This is a genomic window from Frateuria sp. YIM B11624, assembly GCF_049727805.1.
GTDB lineage: Bacteria > Pseudomonadota > Gammaproteobacteria > Xanthomonadales > Rhodanobacteraceae > Frateuria_A.
On record NZ_JBCNYA010000029.1, the window covers coordinates 1 to 19326 of the forward strand.

The window sequence follows — 19326 nt, forward strand, 5'->3', positions numbered from 1 at the left end:
GGGCTTCAGCCCACCATCCCGGCACGACGATGGTGGGCTGAAGCCCACCCTACACAAGAGCAGCTCAGCGCCGCGAGCGGAAGAACTCCCGCAGCATCTCGCCCGATTCGGCCGCCAGCAGTCCGCCCTGCACCAGCACGCGGTGGTTGTGACGCTCGGAGATCAGCGTGTCGAACACGCTGCCGGCGGCGCCGGTCTTGGGGTCGGTCGCCGCATACACCACCCGCCCGATGCGGGCATGCACCAGCGCCATCGCGCACATCGCGCAGGGTTCCAGCGTCACGTACAGCGTGGCACCGACGATGCGGTGGTTGGCGAGCTTCTCGCCCGCCGCGCGCAAGGCCATGACCTCGGCGTGCGCGGTCGGGTCATGCAGGGTGATGTTGCGGTTCCAGCCCAGGCCGACGATCTGCCCTTCGTGCACCAGGACGGCGCCGACCGGCACCTCGTTCTCCGCGTCGCGCGCGTGCGTCGCCAGTTGCAGGGCGCGGCGCATGCAGGCCGTGTCCTGCGGCGAGAACACCGGCTCGTGCGGCGTAGCGGGATCGATCATGGACAAGCCTGTCAAACCGTGACTGGGAGTGGCCATTCTACCCGCGGGTCGCATGGCCCAGCCCATGCTCGAGGCCGGCTTGACGGCCGGTTCAACGCTGGCGACCGAGCATGGAACCTTCCCCTCACAGGCAGGAGTCGCCATGAATCCCGACATCGCCGTGGGACGCACCTTCCCGGACTTCGTCCTGCCCGACCACACCCGGACGCCGCGCCGCCTGTCCGACCTGCAGGGCACGGCCGACCTCATGCTGCTGGTGCTCATCCGCGGCTTCTTCTGCCCCAAGGACCGCGAACAGCTCAAGGCGCTGACCGCCTTCCACCCGCAACTGGTCGTCGGCAGTTGCCATCCAGTGGTGATCACCATCGACGACTGGCACACCACCAACAACCTGCGCCAGCAACTGGGCGCGCACTACCCGTTCCTGTACGACGAGAAGCGCCAGGTACGCGACGCGCTGGACATCCTCGAATACACCGATCCGACCCACGAACCGATGATCCCGCACACCTTCCTGCTCGCACCCGGGATGGACATCCGCAACATCTGGAATGGCTACTACTACTGGGGGCGGCCATCCACGGCGGAGCTACACCAGGCGTTGCGCGAAGCGACGAAGGCGATCCGTCGGGACTGGGATCTTTCCGACCCGCAACTCAAACGCCAGTGGGATGCGGGCGACAAGAAGGACTTCTACCCTTACGGCGTGAAGTCGATGGAACAGACGCTCCTCGAGATGGCCGAAGCGACCGACCAGTACGCCTGTGCGGCCAGGTCGGCATGAAGCGGCGATAGGTCGGGAGCATGCGCATCTTCGTCACCGGAAGCACCGATGGCCTCGGCCGCGCGGCCGCCCGGACGCTCCTCGGGCAAGGCCACGAGGTCGTGCTTCACGCCCGGTCACCCGGGCGTGCGTCGGCCCTCGCGGACCTCGCACCCTCGGCGGCCGGTGTCGCGATCGGCGACCTGCGCAGCCGCGTGGAAACCGTCCAGGTGGCGGAGCAGGTCAACGCGATCGGGCGCATGGACGCCGTCATCCACAACGCCGGCGTCTATGCCCGGCCGGATCGCGAAACCACGCCGGAGGGCCATGCCGGCACCCTGGCGGTGAACACGCTCGCGCCGTTCGTGCTCACGGCGTTGATGATGCGTCCCAGGCGGCTGATCTACCTCAGCAGCGGCCTTCATCGCCAGGGCGAAGGGCCCCTGGACGACATCGACTGGAAAGCGCGCCGCTGGAATCCGTCCCGGGCCTATGCCGAAAGCAAGCTGTACGTCGTGGCACTGGCCTTCTTCCTGGCGCGCCAGTGGCCCGAGGTGGTCAGCAGCGCTGTGGATCCCGGCTGGGTGCGCACACGGATGGGTGGTGCGGGCGCCCCGGTCGACATCGATACGGGGCAGCGCACGCAGAGCTGGCTCGCCGTCAGCGCGGACCCCGAGGCGCGCGCCAGCGGCCGTTACTGGCATCACATGAAGCCCGAGCAGCCTGCCGCCCAGGCGCTGGACCCTGCTTTCCAGGACGCGCTCGTCGCGCGGCTTCAGGACCTCACCGGCGTGGCGCTGCCGTGAGTACGCGGGCCCGGCGGGAGCCGGCGCCTGCCGGGGGGCGGCTCAGGCGTCCGGATCGTCGAGCGTTTCGATGCTGATGGTGCCGGTCAGCGTCTTGTGCACCGGGCATTTGGCGGCGACCTCGAACAGCTTCTGCTTCTGCTCGCCGGTCAGGTCGGGACCGGTGATGACGACGCGCTTGCGGAAGGCGTCGATCAGGTCCGGATGCCCGGCCTGCATCCGCTTCTCGTGCTCGACGTCCACGCTGACGTGTTCGAGCGGCCAGCCCTGTTTAAGCGCGTACCAGCGCACGGTCATGGCGGTGCATGCGCCGAGCGAGGCCGTCAGCAAATCGTAGGGCGATGGCCCGAGGTCCGCGCCGCCCTGCGAGGCCGGCTCGTCACCGATCAGGCGATGGCCCGAGACTTCGATGGCCACGGCGAGCGGGCTGGCCTGGGTGTCGGCCACCTTGGCCTGTGTCTTGCGAACCATCGGATGGCATCTCCTCATCGTGCAAACGGAAGCGGCCTCGCGCGCGAGGCGAAGCCCGCCGCGGCCGCAGGAAAAACATCGCCGCCGTCAGCCGGCGTGCGGCTCCTCGCCGGGCGCCAGGGTCATCACGTCCTGCCATTCGGGATGCTTCTGGTAGCGGGCGCGGACGTACGGGCACAGCGGCAGGATCCTGAAGCCGCTGCTTCGCGCATCGGCGACCAGGTAATCGACCAGCGCCGCGGCGGCGCCCGTGCCCCTCAGGTTCTCCGGGGCGCCGGTGTGGTCGGCGCTGACGAGCCCGGGGCCGCGATGCGTGTAGGTCAGCTCGGCCTCGGCCTCGATGCCTTCGACCCGCGCGACGTAGCGGCCATGCCGCGGGCCGTCCTGCTTGGTGATGGTGATGTCGCTCATCCGGGTGTTCCTCGTGTCGATGGACGTGGAGTGGCGCGGGCCTAGGCCGGCATGGGAATGAATTCGGCATCGTCGCCGGCGGGCAGCTTCATGCGCTGCTGCCGCCAGTCCTCGGCCGCCTGCGCCAGCCGCTCCTTCGAGGACGACACGAAGTTCCACAGCAGGAAGCGCTCGCCGATCGGCTCGCCGCCCAGCGCCATCACGGTCGACGGCCGGCGGGCGAGCACGTCGACGGCATCGCGCCCGGCCAGCACGGCCATCTGCCCGGCCTGCAGCGTGGTGCCATCGACGTCGACCTCGCCGCTCGCGCAATAGACCGCGCGCTCCGCATAGGCGCCGGCGACGCTGCGGCGTGCGCCCGCGTCCATTTCCCAGTGCTGGTAGAACAGCGGGGAGTGGGTGCGCACGCCGGCCTTCATGCCGTCGGCCTCGCCTGCGATCAGCCGGCCGTGCACGCCGTCCTCGCGCCACTCTGGCAGGTCCGCGCCTTCGTGATGGTAGAAGGCCGGCGTGCTCTCCTCGTCCGCCTCGGGCAAGGCAACCCAGGCCTGGATGCCGTGCATCAGCGCGCCGTGGCTGCGGGCGTACTCGAGCCGCTCGCTGTGCGTGATGCCGCTGCCGGCGACCATCCAGTTGACCTCGCCGGGGCGGATCTCCTGGTGCGAACCGAGGCTGTCGCGGTGGGTGATCTGCCCGGCATAGAGGTAGGTCACGGTCGAGAGCCCGATGTGCGGATGCGGCCGCACGTCCAGCTCGCGCGGGATGCCGGGCGCCAGCGAGAGCGGCCCCATGTGGTCGAAGAAGATGAACGGGCCGACCATGCGGCGCGCGCGGAAGGGCAGCACCCGCCCGACCACGAAGCCGCCGCCGAGGTCGTGCGTGCGCTTGTCGATGATGCGTTCGATGGCCATGTGCAGCCTCTCCTGTTCCGTGACGGCCGGATGTCGGCCTGCCCTTGTCGCGTGTCGTGGATCAGCCCGGCAGCTTGGCAGCGACCCGGACCGTCGCGCAAGGCGCGCCGCCGGGCCGCTGCCCTCTTCCGATGCTGTGGGGTTGCGGATCCGGAGCGTGATCCGAGTCTGCCGCTCAGCCCTTGAAGTCCTTCTCGGGATTGGAGCCATCCCAGTTCTGGAACACGTGCATGAAGCCCGGCACGGTGGCCTCGCGCGCCCAGTCGCGCTGCAGTTCGCAGTAGAACTGGGTCTTGCTGATGGACTTGCCGCCGGCCTGCTCGATCCGCCGCAGCGCGGCCTCGTGCGCCGCCACCGAGGTGCCGCCGACCGCGTCGGCCACGACGTACACGTCGAAGCCTTCCCTGAGCGCGTCGAGCGCGGGAAAGGCGAGGCAGGCCTCGGTCCACAGCGCGGTCATGACCAGCTTGCGGCGCCCCGTCGCGTAGACCGCGTTGCGAAACTCGACGTCTTCCCAACTGTTGATCGAGGTGCGGTCGTAGGTCGGCAGGTGGCCGAGCACGGCCTGGATCTCCGGGATCGGCGGCTTGTTGCGGCCGCTCGCCACGTTCACTGTGGAGTGCACGATCGGCAGGCCGTAGTTCAACGCCGCCTTGGCCGTGCTGACGATGTTGAAGACTAGTTCCTTCGGGTCGATCGAGCGGATCGAGGACACCTGGATCGGCTGGTAGTCGATGATGATGAAGGCCGCGTTCTCCGGCGTCAGCAGATGGTCGGAATGCGGGTCGCGTCGTACTTCGCTGCTCATGGCAATGCTCCTCCGATGGTGGGTTCGTGGATCGGCACCGGTGGCGGCACGCCACCGCCGGCTGGCAAGCTCAGGCCTGCGCCATCCGGCCGAAGCGCCCGCTGTTGAAGTCGTGGATGGCCTGGTTGATCTGCGCCTCGCTGTTCATCACGAACGGTCCGTAGCCGACCACCGGCTCGTCGATCGGCTCGCCGGTCAGCACCAGCACGGTGGCGTGGCCGTCGGCCTCGATCGTGGTGCCCGCGCCTTCGCGCGAGAGCAGCACCATCTCCGCTTCGCCGGCAGCCTGGCGGCCGCCGACCGTGACGTGGCCGGACAACACCACCAGCGCGCTGGTGTGGCCTTCGGGCAGGTCCAGGGCAAGCGACGCGCCGGCGGCCAGCCGCAGGTCCCACACGTTGATCGGCGTGAAGGTGCGCGCCGGCCCCTTCGTCCCGCCGAACTCGCCGGCGATGACGCGCGCGGTACCGGCCTCCTGCGGCAGGCGGACCACCGGGATGTCGGACGCGGTGATCGCCTGGTAACCGGGCGCGGCCATCTTGTCCTTCGCCGGCAGGTTGACCCACAGCTGCACCATGCGGAACGGTCCGCCCGTCCGGGTGAAGCCCTGCGAATGGAACTCCTCGTGCAGGATACCGCTGGCGGCGGTCATCCACTGCACGTCGCCCGGGCCGATCGTGCCGCCCTTGCCGGTCGAATCCCGGTGCGACACCTCGCCTTCGTAGACGATCGTCACCGTCTCGAAGCCGCGGTGCGGGTGCGAGCCCACGCCACGCGGCCGCGTGCCAGGTTCGAAGTGGTGCGGGCCAGCGAAGTCGAGCAGCAGGAACGGGCTGATGGCCTGGTCCAGCGTGTTGTACGAGAACAGCGAACGCACCGGGAAACCATCGCCCACCCAGTGGCGATTCGGATTGCCGTAGCGGCCCAGGATCGTCTTCATGCTTGCCTCCTCCGCCCGCAGCCGTCGCGGGAACGACATTCACCATAGTGGCGGGGGCATGGCGCCTAAAGACCGCGGTTTTGAAACAATGCGTGCGGAGTGTGGAACAGTGCGGACCCCCAAGGGTCCGCCGAGCCCGGCCGCTGGCGAGCGCTGCGCTCACGACGGTCGGCCGCACCTTCCCGCAAGCCCTTGTCCCCTCACCGAGCTTCCCCCCGGCAGGGAGAGGGAGCAAGGCGCGGGTGTCGGGACTTGTTGAACCGTGCCAGGAATCAGCTTCCTCTCCCCTACGGGGAGAGAGTTGGGGTGAGAGGCCGGGGCTCGCGTGACGTTTCTGCCCGGGCCTGCCTGGCAAAAGCAGACGACGACGAGCCATCCGGCACGCCCAGCCTCACTCCCACTCGATCGTCGCGGGCGGCTTGCCGCTGATGTCGTAGACCACGCGGGAGACGCCGCGCAGCTCGTTGATGATGCGGTTGGAGACTTTGCCGAGGAATTCGTACGGCAAGTGCGCCCAGTGCGCGGTCATGAAATCGATGGTCTCGACCGCGCGCAGCGCGATCACCCATTCGTAGGCGCGCGCATCGCCCACCACGCCCACCGACTTCACCGGCAGGAACACGGCGAAGGCCTGGCTGGTCTTGTCGTAGAGGTCGGCCTTGCGCAGCTCGTCGATGAAGATGGCGTCGGCGCGGGCCAGCAGTTCGGCGTACTCGCGCTTGACCTCGCCCAGGATGCGCACGCCCAGGCCCGGACCGGGGAACGGATGGCGGTAGACCATCTCGCGCGGCAGGCCCAACGCCACGCCGATGCGCCGCACCTCGTCCTTGAACAGCTCGCGCAGCGGCTCGACCAGGCCGAGCTTCATGTCCTCGGGCAGGCCGCCGACGTTGTGGTGGCTCTTGATGACGTGCGCCTTGCCGGTCTTGCTGCCGGCGGACTCGATGACGTCGGGATAGATGGTGCCCTGCGCCAGCCACTTGACCTGGCCATGGCCGGCTTCGGTGACCTTGGCCGATTCCTCGTCGAAGATTTCCACGAACAGTCGGCCGATGATCTTGCGCTTGGCTTCCGGATCGGCCACGCCTTCGAGCGCCTTGAAGTAGCGGTCGGCCGCGTCGACGCGGATGACTTTCACGCCCATGTGCTCGGCCATGGTGGCCATCACCTGGTCGCCTTCCTTGAAGCGCAGCAGGCCGGTGTCGACGAACACGCAGGTGAGCTGGTCGCCGATCGCCTTGTGCAGCAGCGCGGCGACCACCGAGGAGTCGACGCCGCCGGAGAGGCCCAGCAGCACGTGGTCGTTGCCGACCTTCTCGCGCACGCGCTCGATCTGGTCCTCGATGATGTTGTCGGCGGTCCACAGCGTGGCGCAGCCGCAGATGTCGACCACGAAGCGCTTGAGCAGCGCCGTGCCCTGTTTGGTGTGGGTGACTTCCGGATGGAACTGCACGCCGTACCAGCGCTTGTCCTGGTTCTCCATCACGGCGACCGGAATGCGGTCGGTGGTGCCGGTGATGGCGAAGCCCGGCGGCGCCTGGCTGACGTGGTCACCGTGGCTCATCCAGACGTCGAGCCGGTGTGCGTCGGCGTGATCGCTCAGGCCATCGAACAGGCGGCTGTTGTCGGCGATGTCGACCTGCGCATGGCCGAACTCCCGCTGGTCGGCCGCCTCGGTGGCGCCGCCCAGTTGCGCGGCCATCGTCTGCAGGCCGTAGCAGATGCCCAGGATCGGCAAGCCGGAGTCGAACACTTCCTGCGGCGCCTTGGGCGCGCCCGGCAGCGTGGTCGATTCGGGGCCGCCCGAGAGGATGATGCCTTTGGCGCCGAAGGCGGCGATCTGCGTCGGATCGTGGTCCCATGCCCAGATCTCGCAGTAGACGCCGAGCTCGCGCACGCGGCGGGCGATCAGTTGGGTGTATTGCGCGCCGAAGTCGAGGATGAGGATCTTGTCGGAGTGGATGCTCTGCATGGACCGGGTTCTTTGGCAGTCGTCCAGAAACGGGCCGGCGTCAATTCCGCGAAGGCGTGAATCCATCGCCTGAATTAAGCCGAGCCGCGAAGCGGCTTGAGGTTGAATGAATTGTCAGGCCTTGGCCCAGACCCGGCGAACAACTATTGCGAGGTAAAGCCCGTAAGCAATGAACAAGCCGCCGAGCCACACGCCGAAGCCTGTACCTCGATCGCCCTCGTACAAGTCGTAACCAACGAAGAACGAGCCAAAAATCAGGAAAAAAAGCGATGACAGATATTTGTTGGAGCGGCCGACCGTTTGAGCTCGCGTTGCTCGCTCAACCATGGCGTTGACGGCCGTAACCTGCTGCTCGTGCATGTCCCGGCAGGCCAAGCCGAAGCCGAGGTCGCTCGCACACCCATGACACAGCGCCTTGCTGCAATGCCTGCAGAACCCGACTGCTCGAACTTCCGAATGGTTGAAGCAGCGCATGACTGTCCTCTGAGGCCTAACGCGATGCGGATGATCGAAGCGGGTCCCGCCGGAAGTGGCGTCACGAAAATCCGGCGCCGGATGCCGAGCTCCTGCTACGTCACGAGTTCAGCCGGTAGTTCGGCGCTTCCTTGGTGATCTGGATGTCGTGCGGGTGCGCCTCGGTCACACCGGCGGAGGTCACCTTCACGAACTGCGCCTTGTGGCGCACGTCCTCGACCGTCGCGGCGCCGAGGTAGCCCATCGAGGCGCGCAGGCCGCCGATCAGCTGATGGATGATGTTGCGCAGCGGACCGCGGTACGGCACGCGACCTTCGATGCCTTCCGGCACCAGCTTGTCGGCGTCGGCCTCGTCCTGGAAGTAGCGGTCCTTGGAGCCCAGCGCCATCGCGCCCAGCGAGCCCATGCCGCGGTAGCTCTTGTAGGAGCGGCCCTGGAATAGCTCCACTTCACCCGGCGACTCTTCGGTGCCGGCGAACATCGAGCCCAGCATCACGGTGGAGGCGCCGGCGGCCAGCGCCTTGGGGATGTCGCCCGAGTAGCGGATGCCGCCGTCGGCGATCAGCGGAATCTCGTCCTTGAGCGCGGTCGCGACCAGATCGATCGCGGTGATCTGCGGCACGCCGACACCGGCGACCACGCGGGTGGTGCAGATCGAACCCGGGCCCACGCCGACCTTGACCGCATCCACGCCGGCGTCGAGCAGCGCGCGCGCCGCCTCGCCGGTGACGATGTTGCCGGCGATCACCTGCACCTGCGGGTAGCGCTTCTTGACCCAGCCGGCGCGCTCGATCACGCCCTGCGAATGGCCGTGCGCGGTGTCGACCACCAGCACGTCCACGCCGGCGTCGACCAGCGCCTCGATGCGCTGCTCGGTGTCGCCGCCGACGCCGACCGCGGCGCCGACCAGCAGGCGCTCGTGCGCGTCCTTGGCGGCGTGCGGGTTGTCGCGCGCCTTCTGGATGTCCTTGACGGTGATCAGCCCGCGCAACTGGAAGTCGTCGTTGACCACCAGCACCTTCTCGATGCGGAACTTGTGCAGCAGTTGCAGCACTTCGTCCTGGCTGGCGCCTTCGCGCACGGTGACCAGCTTGTCCTGGCGCGTCATGATGTTGCGCACCGGGTCTTCCAGCTTGCGCTCGAAGCGCAGGTCGCGGCTGGTGACAATGCCGACCAGCTTCTCGCCGTCGACCACCGGCACGCCGGAGATGTTGTGCGCGCGGGTGAGCTGCAGCACCTCGCGGATGGAGGTGTTGGGACCGACGCTGATCGGGCTGCGGATCACGCCCGCCTCGAACTTCTTCACCAGGCGCACTTCGGCGGCCTGCTGCGCGGCGGTCATGTTCTTGTGGATGATGCCGATGCCGCCCTGCTGTGCCATGGTGATGGCCAGCCGCGCCTCGGTCACGGTGTCCATGGCGGCGGACACGATGGGGATGTTCAGGCGCAGGCTGCGGGTGAGCCGCGTGGAGGTGTCGACGTCGCGTGGGAGGACGGCCGAATGGGCCGGAACGAGGTACACGTCGTCGTAGGTCAGGGCCTCGGCGAGGATGCGCATGCGAAAAGTCCCGCTGCAAAGAGGGGATTATACGCGCGTGGGTGTGGTGGTCGCCAGATGGCGGGCATGTGCGGGTTTACCGCAAGGCTTCCCATCCGCCCTTCGGGCACCTTCCCCCGTGGACGGGGGAAGGAACGAGGCCTGCACATCCGAGCCTTCCCCCGCTCACGGGGGAAGGTGCCGACAGGCGGATGGGGGCGCTCCGGCCGGATGCCTACCGCGCCTCGGCCGCCTCCAGCGTGTTCTCGATCAGCGTGGCCACGGTCATCGGGCCGACGCCGCCGGGTACCGGGGTAATCCAGCTGGCGCGCTCGGCCGCGGGAGCGAACTCGACGTCGCCCACCAGCCTCCCGTCGTCGAGGCGGTTGATGCCGACGTCGATCACCACTGCGCCTGGCTTGATCCACTCGCCCTTGACCAGTCCCGGCCGACCGACAGCGACGATCACGATGTCGGCCTGGCGCACGAACGATTCGAGGTCGCGCGTGAAGCGGTGGCAGCATGTAGTGGTGCAGCCGGCGATCAGCAGTTCCAGCGCCAGCGGCCGGCCGACGTGGTTGGACACCCCGACCACAACCGCGTGCTGGCCGCGCACCGGGCGGTCGGTGTGCCCGAGCAGGGTCATCACGCCCTTGGGCGTGCAGGGCCGCAGACCGAAGCGGCGCAGCGCCAGGCGGCCCACGTTCACCGCCTGGAAGCCATCCACGTCCTTGCCGGCGTCGATGCGGTCGACCAGCGCGTCCTCGTCGATGTGCGGCGGCAGCGGCGACTGCACCAGGATGCCGTGCACGGCCGGATCGGCGTTGAGCTGGTCGATCAGCGCGAACAGTTCGGCCTGCGTGGTGCCGGCCGGCAGGTCGTAGTCGAACGAACGGAAGCCGACCTGGTGGCAGGCCTTGCGCTTGTTGCGCACGTACACCGACGAGGCCGCGTCGTCACCCACCAGCACCACCGCCAAACCCGGCTCCGTCAGGCCCTGCGCTTTGCGCTCGGCCACGCGCCGCCCCACCCGATCCAGCACTTCCTGCGCGATGCGTTTGCCGTCGAGGATGCGTGCGCTCATGGGGCTGCCTGCTGTGCAAAGGCGCTTATTATCCCGTCGCCGGCGAGCCTGCACAAACTGGCCAGTGCCCGTAGGGTGGGCTTCAGCCCACCATCTCGTCGCCGGGAACAAAAGCCAGGTGGGCTGAGACCCACCCTACGACAGGGAACCGACATGCCCTTGCCTGCCGATACGGAACTCGCCGAAGGCCCGCTGCTGCTGCGCCCGTGGCGCGTGGAGGATGCGCCTGCACTGCACACGGCGGTGCAGGAATCGCTGGAAACGGTCGGCCGCTGGCTGCCCTGGTGCCATGCCGGCTACGACCTGGACGAGGCGCGCGCGTGGATCGCTCACTGCCGCGAGGGCTGGGCCGCGGACGAACATTTCGCCTTCGGCATCTTCGACGGGGAGAACGGCAACCTCCTCGGCAGCGTCGGGCTGAACCAACGCAACCGCATGCACCGCAGCGCTTCGCTGGGCTACTGGATACGCCAGTCGCGACAGGGCGAGGGACTGGCATGGCGGGCGGCGCGGCTGGCCGCGCGCTTCGGGTTCGAAGTGCTGGGGCTGGTGCGTGTGGAGATCGTGGCGTTGCCGGACAACCGCGCGAGCCGGCGGACCGCCGAACGGACGGGCGCGCGGTTCGAGGCCGTCGCGCGGCGCCGGTTGTGGGTGCGTGACGAGGCCAGGGACGCGGCGGTGTATGCGCTGGTGCCGGCGGATCTGGAGCAGGCCTAGGTGCGGCTGCTTTCCGGCGACGGGCATGGTGGGCTGAAGCCCATCCTACGTCCTACTTCTTGCGTCGCTTCATCTCGCGGATCATGCGCTGGCGCTTGCGCTGCTGGCCTTCGGTGAGGACGTTCTTGCGGCCGGCGAACGGATTCTCGCCGTCGCGGAAATCGATCCGGATCGGCGTGCCTTCCATCTTGTAGCGCTTGCGGAAGAAGTTCTCGAGGTAGCGGCGGTAGGCCGGCGCGATGTGCTTGGTGCGACTGCCGTGGATCACGATGGTCGGTGGATTGGAGCCGCCGGGATGCGCGAAGCGCAACTTGGGCGCATGGCCGCGCACCAGCGGCGGCTGGTAGCCCTGGTAGGCCTTCTCCAGCGTGCGGGTGAGGTCGGCCGAGCTCAGTTCCTGCGTCGCCGAGGCGTGCGCACGCACGACGGCGCGCATCAGCTCGCGCAGGCCCGAACCGTGCAGCGCCGAGATGAACACGGTCTTGGCCCAGTCGACGAACACCAGCTTGCGCTCGAGCGTGCGCTGGCACTGCTCGCGCTGGTACGCATCCATGCCGTCCCACTTGTTGACGGCGATGACCAGCGCGCGGCCTTCTTCCACCGCATGGCCGATCAGGGTCAGATCCTGGTCGGCGAGGTTCTCGCGGGCGTCGACCATCAGCACGACCACCTGGCTCGCCGCCATCGACTGCAGCGTCTTGATGACGCTGAACTTCTCCACGCCCTCTTCCACGCGCGCCCTGCGGCGCACGCCGGCGGTGTCGATCAGCGTGTAGCGCTTGCCGTCACGTTCCAGCGGCACGCGGATGGGATCGCGCGTGGTGCCGGCGACGTCCGAGACGATCAGCCGATCCTCGCCGAGCAGGCGGTTGATCAGGGTGGACTTGCCCGCATTCGGGCGGCCGACGATGGCGACGCGGATGCTGTCGTCCTCGACGTGCGCCTGCGATTCGTCCTCGTCCGGCGGCAGCAGCGGCAATGCGGCGGCGATGAGATCGTCGGTGCCGCGGTTGTGCGCGGCCGAAAGAGGCAAGGTGGTGGCGATGCCGAAGCGGGCGAACTCGGCCAGCGCGTGCTCGACGTCGAGCCCGTCGGTCTTGTTGACCGCGGTGATGATCGGCTTGCCGCTGCGGCGCAGCTCGCCAAGGATGCTCTGGTCCTGCGGCAGCAGCCCGTCGCGGGCGTCGACCACGAACACCAGCACCTGCGCCTCGTCGATGGCCAGGCGCACCTGTTGCGCGGTGAGCGCGTCGAGGCCTTCCTCGACGCCGGACAGGCCGCCGGTGTCGACCACCACGAACGGTCGCGGGCCGAGGTGGCACACGCCGTAGTGGCGGTCGCGGGTGACCCCCGGCATGTCGGCCACCAGGGCGTCGCGGCTGCGCGTCAGCGCGTTGAAGAGGGTCGATTTACCGACGTTGGGACGACCGACCAGGGCGACGACGGGCAGCATGACGGGACATCGTTCCTTGCGCGGTAAGCGATCAGCGCGCGCCGCCGAGGCGGTAGGCGCCGATGCGGCCTTCCACGTCCTCGACGTACACGGTATCGCCCACCACCAGCGGCTGCGCGCGGATGGCGTGCTTGGACAGGCGCTCGCGCGCGGCCAGTGCGCCGTCGCCGGTCTGCAGCCAGTGCACGTAGCCCTCGATGTCGCCGACCACCACGTAGTCGCCCTGCACGGCGGGGCCGGTCAGCCAGCGATACTTGAGCTTGTCGTTCTTCCAGGTCTCGGCGCCGCTGGTCTTGTCGAACGCCCACGCCTGCGAGTTCTCGTCCACGGCGTAGAGCGCGTTGTCCTTCGTCGCCAGCGAGGTGTAGGTGGAGAACGGATGCGCCCACAGCGGCCGGCCGGTGGGGCCGTCGATGCCGACCAGGTTGCCGTGGTAGGCGGCGGCGTAGAGCGTGCGGCCATCGAGCAGGACCGCACCATCGGCATCGTCCAGGCGCTCGATCTCGGTGCGGCCTTCGCCGCTGGCCAGGTTCTGCTCCCACAGCTTTTCGCCATTGTCCAGGCGCAGCGCAACCATCTTGCCGCCGTCGCTACCGAAGAACACCACGCCGTTGGCGACCAGCAGCGGGCCGTTGCCGCGCAGGCTGAGCACGGGCACCTCGGTCTGGTCGTAGACCCAGCGGCGCTCGCCGCTGGCGGCGTCCAGGCCGTACACGCGGCCGTCGCCGGTACGCACCACCACCAGGTCACCCACGATCACCGGCGAAGCGAGCACCTCGGACTTGAGCGTGGCTTCCCAGCGGGGGCTGCCGTCTTTCGCGTTGACACCGTAGACGTGCCCGTCCAGCGTGCCGACGGCGAGCAGGTCGCCGCTGACCGCCGGGCCGCCGGCATACAGGGCGTCCTTGCGCTTCTTGTCGCCCCAGCCGAACCAGCCGTGGGTGCGCGAGCTCTTGGACCAGACCGTCTTGCCGGTGGCCGCATCCAGCGCGACCAGCTTGCCGTCGTTGCTGTCGGCGTAGAGCACGCCGTCGACCACGGCCGGACGCAGGCGCACGCCGGTGTCCTTGGCACCGTCGCCGATGCTCTCACGCCACAGCCGGGTGACCTGCACGGTCGGCTTGAAGTCCTTGGCCAGCGGCGTCGGCGGCTGGACGTTTTCCTTCTTGGCGTTGTGGCAACCGGCCAATGCGACCAGGCCGACCAGCGCCACCACCACCGCCCGCTTCATGCCAATTACCTTCATGCGCCCTGCTTCCCGGCCACGGCCAGATCGTCGAGTTTGAGTTGCAAGGCGGCGCGCTGCGGCGCGTCTTCACCCATCGCGGCAAGCGCCGCCTGGTAGGCCTTGCGCGCGTCGTCCGCGCGACCAAGCTTGACCAGCGCATCGCCGCGTAGTTCCTGACGCAGCGCCTCGTAGCCCTTGGCCGTGACGCCATCGAGCGTGGTCAGCGCATCGTTGGCCTTGCCGGCGGCCATCTGTACCTTCGCCGTGCGCAGCTCGATCAGCGGCTTGAGGGCGTTGTCGCCGACGTGGTTGCGCGCCCATTGCAGCGAGGCCAACGCCTTGTCCAACTGCTTGTCCTCGACCTGACGCTGGGCGCGGTCGCTGGCGGCGAGCACGGCGTAGGTCGACTTGGCGTAGTCCTTTTCCAGGCTTGCGACCAACTGGTCGGCCTCGCTGGTCTTGCCGGCGGCCAGCGCCGTCTGCAGTTGCTGGTAGAGGTTGGACGCCTCCATTTCGCGCGTGGCCTGGTGGTTGCGCCACTGCTGCCAGCCGAAGATCGCGACCAGGCCGATGACGACGCCGATGACAATGGACAGGCCGTTCTGGCGCAGCCACTGTTGTACGCGTTCGCCCTGTTCGTAATCGTCGTATGCGTCGAATGCCATGCGGTTGTCCGTCAAAAGCGCGCGCCGCGACGGCATGGGCCGACCCGGCGCTGGGCAAAAGTTGAGTTGGGAAAGCCATGACCGCGCGTATGGCGGTCAATGGACAAGCATAACCGAAGCACCACGGCCGCGGGCAGCTCCCGGCGGGAAAGTCGCGACCGCGGAGCAGACCCGCACACGCGAGCGCGGCCTTGCGAAAGATCCGTACGGTGCGGTCGCTTGCGATCAGGCGCCGCTGGGCGCGGGCTTGCCGTCCTGCACGCGGAAGTGCGCCACGTTGGCGCGGCGATAGGCGTCCAGCACCAGCGGCTGGCCATCGATGCTGACCTGCGCGCCGCCGACATTGCCGATGCGCACGTCCAGCGGCTGCGCGCTGTTCCAGGTCTTGCTGGTGCCGGCCGGAAGCAGGCCGTACTCGAGGCGCGAGCCATCGGCCGCGACGACCTCGACCCAGCTCGCCTGCTGCAGCGTGAGGCTGACGCTGTGCTCACCGGGCGCTGCGACGACCGGTGCCGGCGTCGCAGTCGCCGCCTCAGGCTTGGCGGCGGTGAGGCTGCCGCTTTCCAGCCCAGGGAACGGTGCCATCGACGCCATCAGCGGCTGTTCTTCGGCAGGCGCCGCCGTGGCCGCCTTGCCGGAAGGCGCCTTCACGGCAGCGATCGCGGTACGGCTCGCTACATGCGCCGGTGCGTCCTGCTGGGCGACCGGGGTGGCGTCCAGCGGGGCCAGGTGGCTGAGATCGCGATCCAGCGTGCCGCGCACGCCCAGCCAGACCATCGGCACCACGATCACCGCGGTCAGCACGACATAGGTGGCTGCGGTGGCGTAACGCTCGAGCAGGTAGCGCGAATGCGACATGCCGCCGGTGGCCACGAGCGTGGGTTCCGCGCGCTTGAGGTTCGCCAGCTCGGTCTGGATCGTGTCCTCGTCGACACCCAGGTGGCGCGCGTACTTGGTGATGTAGCTGGCCAGGTAGACGGCGTAATCGATGCCCTCGCGCTGGTCGCTCTCCAACTGGCGCAGCACGCGCGCCGGGAGCTTGAGCACGTGGGCGCAGGCATCGAGGTCCAGGCCGCGTGCCTCGCGGGCGGCGCGCAGGCGGTTGCCGAAGCTGGCGGATTCGTTCGACGGGCCATCCGTGATCGCCGCGATGGCGAACAGATCAATCGCGCGATGGCCGGGATTGGGCTGCTGGAAGGTCATGGGCTAGCGGGTGCGTCGAGGGCGCGGGCCTGCTCCGAGTCCGGGAACTGGCTTTGCAGTCGCCTTAGGTAGGTTTGGGCAGCATCCGTGTTACCCAGGCGAGTTTCGATGTCGTGGCCGAGCTTGAGTGCGGCCGCGCTAGGCTGGCCGAGCGCGTCGAAGCGCTGGATGAACGCCCGCGCGCGGAAGGCGTCGTTGTTCAGGTAAAGCGTCTTGGCCAGGTGAAGCAGCGCGTCGCCGTTGTTCGGATTGGTTTCCAGCGCCTTGCGCAGGCTGGCCTCGGCGCCGGCGCGGTCGTTCATGCGCAACTGGCAGATGCCTTCGTTGGTCAGGGCGACGTCGGGCGTCGAATAGAAAGGATCCTTCAAGGCCTTCTGGAAGTAACCGATCGCTTCCGCGCCCTTGCCGACCTGGCACAGGAACGTCCCCAGGTTGTTGTTGGGCCCGCCCTTGTCCGGCTCGAGCTGGACCGCGCGGCGGTAATGCAGCTCGGCCTGCTCGGGACGGTTGATGCGCTCGTCCAGCACGGCCATTACCGTGTGGGCCGGTGCGTAGTCGTCGTCGAACTGCAGCGCCTTCTGGAGCTTCTCCATGGCGGTCTGCAGGTCGCCGTTGGCCATGTATTGCTGGCCGAGTTCGGTGTGGATGCGCGCGGCGTCCTCCGCCTCCTGGCTCTTGCTGGTATGCGGCAGTTTGCCGCCGCCCAGCCCGCTGGTGTCGGTGCTCGTGGTGACGCATCCGGCCAGCGCAAGCGCCATGGCTGCCCCCAACCAGCGTTCAAGACGCATGCACGGCTCCTTGTCCCTGATCAAGGCGTTTGCGGAACTCGGCCTGCCGGCGCGTGCGGTCGAGCACCTGGCCTTTCAGCTGGCCGCAGGCGGCATCGATGTCGTCGCCGCGCGTGCGGCGCAGCATGGTCAGGACGTTCGCGTTGAGCAGCAGGGTCTGGAACGCACGGATGGTCTCGGCGTCCGAGCGCTCGAAACGCGTGCCCGGGAAGGGATTGAACGGGATCAGATTGACCTTGGCACTGCCGGTGGGCAGCTTGCGCATCAGCTTGATCAGCTGCCTGGCGTGCTCGGGCTGGTCGTTCACGCCCTTCATCAGCGTGTATTCGAAGGTGATCGAGGTGCGCGGCCGGCGCTCGATCCAGCGATGGCAGGCGCCCATCAGCTCGGCGATCGGGTAGCGCTTGTTGAGCGGCACCAGCTCCGTGCGCAACTCGTCGTTGGCCGCATGCAGCGACACCGCCAGCGAGACGTCGATGGCCTCGGACAGCTTGTCGATCATCGGCACCAGGCCGGCGGTGGAGAGCGTCACGCGCTTGGACGCCAGGCCGAAGCCGAGGTCGTCGCGCATCAGGCTCATCGCCGTGACCACATTGTCGAAATTCAGCAGCGGCTCGCCCATGCCCATCATCACCACGTTGGTGATGCGGCGGTTCTGGTGCGTGACGTTGCCCAGGTGCTTCGCAGCGACCCACATCTGCCCGATCACCTCGGACGCAGCCAGGTTGCGGTTGAAGCCCTGCGTCGCGGTCGAACAGAACTGGCAGTTCAGGCCGCAGCCAACCTGCGAGGACACGCACAGCGTGCCGCGGGTCGGCTCGGGGATGTAGACCGCTTCGATGGCGTTGCCGCCGTCCATGCCGAGCAGCCACTTGTGCGTGCCGTCGGCGGCGGCCTTGTCGAACAGCGTTTTCGGCGGACCGACGTAGCACGTCGCCTCGAGCTTGGCGCGCAGCGCCTTGCCCACGTCGGTCATCCTGCCGAAGTCGTCTTCCAGGCGGTGGTAGATCCATTTCATCACCTGCTCGGCGCGATACGGCTTCTCGCCGAGCTGCGCGAAGAAATCACGCAGGCCCTGGCGATCGAAGTCGAGCAGGTTGACCTTGTCGCTTGCTACTGCTGTCGGGTCAGATGGAGTGGAAGCTACCTGGTTCATTTGAAGAGTGCGGCCACGGATGGCCGCTTTTTGACCTTCGCGCTCACGGATGAGCGCACAAGTTACCTGGGGGAGACCTCGGTCTCCGCAAAAAAGTAGGCGATCTCGACCTTGGCGGTTTCAGCGGCATCGGAGCCGTGCACCGCGTTGGCATCGATCGATTCGGCGAAGTCGGCGCGGATCGTGCCCGGCGCGGCTTCCTTCGGATTGGTGGCGCCCATCAGCTCGCGATGCTTCAACACGGCGTTCTCGCCCTGCAGCACCTGGATCATCACCGGGCCGGAGATCATGAACTCGACCAGCGCGTTGAAGAACGGGCGCTCCTTGTGCACCGCATAGAAGCCTTCGGCCTCCTTGCGGGACAGCTGCTTCATCTTCGCGGCGATGACCTTCAGGCCGGCCTGTTCGAAACGGGCATAGATCTGGCCGATCACGTTCTTGGCAACGGCATCGGGCTTGATGATGGAAAGGGTGCGCTCCAGCGCCATGTTCGGTCTGCTCCGGAAAACTGGTATCTGAGTGGGCTATCGGCAGCGTTGCCGATCAATGTAGGACCAAATCCGACACGAAATGCGGATTTAGCTCACGAAAGTTTGACAGATTCTAGCCTGATCGCAAGCGGGCCCGACATCCGCGCAAACGGTCGTTTGACGGCCCGGAAGGCGCGCGCGTATGCTCAAACGATCGTTTGATTCCCTGCCGACGAGCGAGACCTAAGCGTGAACAGTTCCGCCTCGACCAAGGAACGCATCCTCACCGCCGCCGAGCTGCTGTTCGCCCAGCGCGGCTTCGACGGCGCGTCGTTGCGCCAGCTGACCGCCGCCGCCGGTGTCAACCTGGCCGCCGTGAACTACCACTTCGGTTCCAAGGACAAGCTGGTCGAGGAGGTGTTCCGCCGCCGCCTGGATACGCTGAACGCGCACCGACTGGCCGCGCTGTCGAAGGTCGCCGGCCAGGGCGACACCACGCTGGAGGACGTGCTCGACGCGTTCATCCGCCCTGCCCTGGCACTGTCCAGCGACGGCAGCGGCTCGCTCTTCATGCGCGTGCTGGCGCGCGCCTTCGCCGAGCACGACGACCACCTGCGCCAGTTCCTTTCGGAGAACTACGGCCACGTCATGCGCCAGTTCACCGCCGAGTTCGCCCGGCTGCTGCCCGGCCTGAGCCGCGAAGAGCTGTACTGGCGCATCGACCTGGTCACCGGCGCGCTGACTCATGCCATGTCCGGCTTCGGCATGATCCAGCGCAAGAACGATGTCAGCGAGGCTGCCCATCGCGAGCAGACCGTCGCGCACCTGATCCGCTTCGCCGCCGCCGGCCTCAGCCACCCCTGATAACCGGCTCACCGACCGGCCACGGCCGGCTGCCTAGCCTCTTTCGTTTCGC

At 67.9% G+C, this 19326-nt stretch carries 21 protein-coding genes; 4 read left to right on the top strand and 17 right to left on the bottom strand.

What is annotated here, in order from left to right:
• Positions 1-64 precede the first annotated feature (64 nt).
• Positions 65-553 (bottom strand): tRNA adenosine(34) deaminase TadA, encoded by a 489-nt coding sequence (gene tadA, locus AAIL17_RS14200; RefSeq protein WP_424683507.1) that lies wholly within the window; start codon positions 551-553, stop codon positions 65-67.
• A gap of 142 nt (positions 554-695) precedes the next feature.
• Between tadA and AAIL17_RS14205 the strand changes: the two genes are divergently transcribed.
• A complete protein-coding gene (locus AAIL17_RS14205; protein WP_424683508.1) occupies positions 696-1337 on the top strand; it encodes a peroxiredoxin-like family protein in 642 nt (213 codons plus the stop codon).
• A gap of 20 nt (positions 1338-1357) precedes the next feature.
• Positions 1358-2122: an SDR family NAD(P)-dependent oxidoreductase gene (locus AAIL17_RS14210; RefSeq protein ID WP_424683509.1), complete on the top strand. Its 765-nt coding sequence runs from the start codon at positions 1358-1360 to the stop codon at positions 2120-2122.
• Between the two features lie 42 nt (positions 2123-2164).
• Here the strand turns inward: AAIL17_RS14210 and AAIL17_RS14215 are convergent, their stop codons facing one another.
• From AAIL17_RS14215 to folD, 9 genes are all read right to left on the bottom strand, one after another.
• Entirely contained in the window at positions 2165-2593 is a 429-nt protein-coding gene (locus tag AAIL17_RS14215) for an OsmC family protein (protein ID WP_424683510.1), read from the bottom strand.
• A gap of 87 nt (positions 2594-2680) precedes the next feature.
• Positions 2681-3004 carry a GNAT family N-acetyltransferase gene (locus AAIL17_RS14220; RefSeq protein ID WP_424683511.1) on the bottom strand — a complete coding sequence of 108 codons (324 nt, stop codon included), beginning with the start codon at positions 3002-3004 and terminating at the stop codon, positions 2681-2683.
• 41 nt (positions 3005-3045) lie between these two features.
• Positions 3046-3915, bottom strand: a complete 870-nt coding sequence (locus AAIL17_RS14225; protein ID WP_424683512.1) for a pirin family protein — start codon at positions 3913-3915, stop codon at positions 3046-3048.
• Between the two features lie 175 nt (positions 3916-4090).
• The gene (locus AAIL17_RS14230) at positions 4091-4723 is read right to left on the bottom strand and encodes a hydrolase (protein ID WP_424683513.1); all 633 of its coding nucleotides are present in this window, start codon (positions 4721-4723) and stop codon (positions 4091-4093) included.
• Between the two features lie 70 nt (positions 4724-4793).
• On the bottom strand, positions 4794-5663 hold the full coding sequence (locus AAIL17_RS14235) for a pirin family protein (RefSeq protein ID WP_424683514.1): 870 nt from the start codon (positions 5661-5663) through the stop codon (positions 4794-4796).
• Between the two features lie 391 nt (positions 5664-6054).
• Positions 6055-7635, bottom strand: a complete 1581-nt coding sequence (gene guaA, locus AAIL17_RS14240; RefSeq protein WP_424683515.1) for a glutamine-hydrolyzing GMP synthase — start codon at positions 7633-7635, stop codon at positions 6055-6057.
• 114 nt (positions 7636-7749) lie between these two features.
• Positions 7750-8109, bottom strand: a complete 360-nt coding sequence (locus AAIL17_RS14245) for a hypothetical protein (RefSeq protein ID WP_424683516.1) — start codon at positions 8107-8109, stop codon at positions 7750-7752.
• A gap of 100 nt (positions 8110-8209) precedes the next feature.
• Entirely contained in the window at positions 8210-9667 is a 1458-nt protein-coding gene (guaB, locus tag AAIL17_RS14250; protein WP_424683517.1) for an IMP dehydrogenase, read from the bottom strand.
• A gap of 214 nt (positions 9668-9881) precedes the next feature.
• Positions 9882-10730, bottom strand: a complete 849-nt coding sequence (folD, locus tag AAIL17_RS14255; protein ID WP_424683518.1) for a bifunctional methylenetetrahydrofolate dehydrogenase/methenyltetrahydrofolate cyclohydrolase FolD — start codon at positions 10728-10730, stop codon at positions 9882-9884.
• Between the two features lie 153 nt (positions 10731-10883).
• Between folD and AAIL17_RS14260 the strand changes: the two genes are divergently transcribed.
• On the top strand, positions 10884-11447 hold the full coding sequence (locus AAIL17_RS14260) for a GNAT family N-acetyltransferase (protein ID WP_424683519.1): 564 nt from the start codon (positions 10884-10886) through the stop codon (positions 11445-11447).
• A 52-nt stretch (positions 11448-11499) separates the two neighbouring features.
• On the opposite strand, the gene der is transcribed toward AAIL17_RS14260, so the two are convergent.
• From der to ndk, 7 genes are all read right to left on the bottom strand, one after another.
• Complete coding sequence (gene der, locus AAIL17_RS14265) at positions 11500-12900, bottom strand: ribosome biogenesis GTPase Der (protein ID WP_424683520.1); 1401 nt, start codon at positions 12898-12900, stop codon at positions 11500-11502.
• Between the two features lie 31 nt (positions 12901-12931).
• Positions 12932-14146, bottom strand: a complete 1215-nt coding sequence (bamB, locus tag AAIL17_RS14270; protein ID WP_424683521.1) for an outer membrane protein assembly factor BamB — start codon at positions 14144-14146, stop codon at positions 12932-12934.
• The gene (locus AAIL17_RS14275) at positions 14143-14793 is read right to left on the bottom strand and encodes a YfgM family protein (RefSeq protein ID WP_424683522.1); all 651 of its coding nucleotides are present in this window, start codon (positions 14791-14793) and stop codon (positions 14143-14145) included. The genes bamB and AAIL17_RS14275 overlap by 4 nt, the downstream gene beginning before the upstream one ends.
• A 225-nt stretch (positions 14794-15018) precedes the next feature.
• Positions 15019-15996 carry a RodZ domain-containing protein gene (locus AAIL17_RS14280; protein WP_424683523.1) on the bottom strand — a complete coding sequence of 326 codons (978 nt, stop codon included), beginning with the start codon at positions 15994-15996 and terminating at the stop codon, positions 15019-15021.
• Positions 15993-16784: a type IV pilus biogenesis/stability protein PilW gene (pilW, locus tag AAIL17_RS14285; protein WP_424683524.1), complete on the bottom strand. Its 792-nt coding sequence runs from the start codon at positions 16782-16784 to the stop codon at positions 15993-15995. Before pilW ends, AAIL17_RS14280 begins: the two co-directional genes overlap by 4 nt.
• Positions 16774-17940, bottom strand: coding sequence for a 23S rRNA (adenine(2503)-C(2))-methyltransferase RlmN (gene rlmN, locus AAIL17_RS14290; protein ID WP_424683525.1), 1167 nt, complete (start codon positions 17938-17940; stop codon positions 16774-16776). Before rlmN ends, pilW begins: the two co-directional genes overlap by 11 nt.
• 62 nt (positions 17941-18002) lie before the next feature.
• Positions 18003-18428 (bottom strand): nucleoside-diphosphate kinase, encoded by a 426-nt coding sequence (gene ndk / locus AAIL17_RS14295; RefSeq protein ID WP_424683526.1) that lies wholly within the window; start codon positions 18426-18428, stop codon positions 18003-18005.
• Positions 18429-18659: 231 nt separating this feature from the next.
• Between ndk and AAIL17_RS14300 the strand changes: the two genes are divergently transcribed.
• Complete coding sequence (locus tag AAIL17_RS14300; protein WP_424683527.1) at positions 18660-19274, top strand: TetR/AcrR family transcriptional regulator; 615 nt, start codon at positions 18660-18662, stop codon at positions 19272-19274.
• Positions 19275-19326: the final 52 nt, after the last annotated feature.

Bases quoted from the DNA above. Each gene is read 5' to 3' on its own strand.
- AAIL17_RS14235 (WP_424683514.1), bottom strand. From the start codon at position 5,663: ATGAAGACGATCCTGGGCCGCTACGGCAATCCGAATCGCCACTGGGTG.
- guaA (WP_424683515.1), bottom strand. From the start codon at position 7,635: ATGCAGAGCATCCACTCCGACAAGATCCTCATCCTCGACTTCGGCGCG.
- folD (WP_424683518.1), bottom strand. From the start codon at position 10,730: ATGAGCGCACGCATCCTCGACGGCAAACGCATCGCGCAGGAAGTGCTG.
- AAIL17_RS14260 (WP_424683519.1), top strand. From the start codon at position 10,884: ATGCCCTTGCCTGCCGATACGGAACTCGCCGAAGGCCCGCTGCTGCTG.
- tadA (WP_424683507.1), bottom strand. From the start codon at position 553: ATGATCGATCCCGCTACGCCGCACGAGCCGGTGTTCTCGCCGCAGGAC.
- AAIL17_RS14245 (WP_424683516.1), bottom strand. From the start codon at position 8,109: ATGCGCTGCTTCAACCATTCGGAAGTTCGAGCAGTCGGGTTCTGCAGG.
- ndk (WP_424683526.1), bottom strand. From the start codon at position 18,428: ATGGCGCTGGAGCGCACCCTTTCCATCATCAAGCCCGATGCCGTTGCC.
- AAIL17_RS14210 (WP_424683509.1), top strand. From the start codon at position 1,358: ATGCGCATCTTCGTCACCGGAAGCACCGATGGCCTCGGCCGCGCGGCC.
- AAIL17_RS14230 (WP_424683513.1), bottom strand. From the start codon at position 4,723: ATGAGCAGCGAAGTACGACGCGACCCGCATTCCGACCATCTGCTGACG.
- der (WP_424683520.1), bottom strand. From the start codon at position 12,900: ATGCTGCCCGTCGTCGCCCTGGTCGGTCGTCCCAACGTCGGTAAATCG.
- AAIL17_RS14205 (WP_424683508.1), top strand. From the start codon at position 696: ATGAATCCCGACATCGCCGTGGGACGCACCTTCCCGGACTTCGTCCTG.
- guaB (WP_424683517.1), bottom strand. From the start codon at position 9,667: ATGCGCATCCTCGCCGAGGCCCTGACCTACGACGACGTGTACCTCGTT.
- AAIL17_RS14225 (WP_424683512.1), bottom strand. From the start codon at position 3,915: ATGGCCATCGAACGCATCATCGACAAGCGCACGCACGACCTCGGCGGC.
- AAIL17_RS14220 (WP_424683511.1), bottom strand. From the start codon at position 3,004: ATGAGCGACATCACCATCACCAAGCAGGACGGCCCGCGGCATGGCCGC.
- AAIL17_RS14280 (WP_424683523.1), bottom strand. From the start codon at position 15,996: ATGACCTTCCAGCAGCCCAATCCCGGCCATCGCGCGATTGATCTGTTC.
- AAIL17_RS14275 (WP_424683522.1), bottom strand. From the start codon at position 14,793: ATGGCATTCGACGCATACGACGATTACGAACAGGGCGAACGCGTACAA.
- AAIL17_RS14215 (WP_424683510.1), bottom strand. From the start codon at position 2,593: ATGGTTCGCAAGACACAGGCCAAGGTGGCCGACACCCAGGCCAGCCCG.
- bamB (WP_424683521.1), bottom strand. From the start codon at position 14,146: ATGAAGGTAATTGGCATGAAGCGGGCGGTGGTGGTGGCGCTGGTCGGC.
- rlmN (WP_424683525.1), bottom strand. From the start codon at position 17,940: ATGAACCAGGTAGCTTCCACTCCATCTGACCCGACAGCAGTAGCAAGC.
- pilW (WP_424683524.1), bottom strand. From the start codon at position 16,784: ATGCGTCTTGAACGCTGGTTGGGGGCAGCCATGGCGCTTGCGCTGGCC.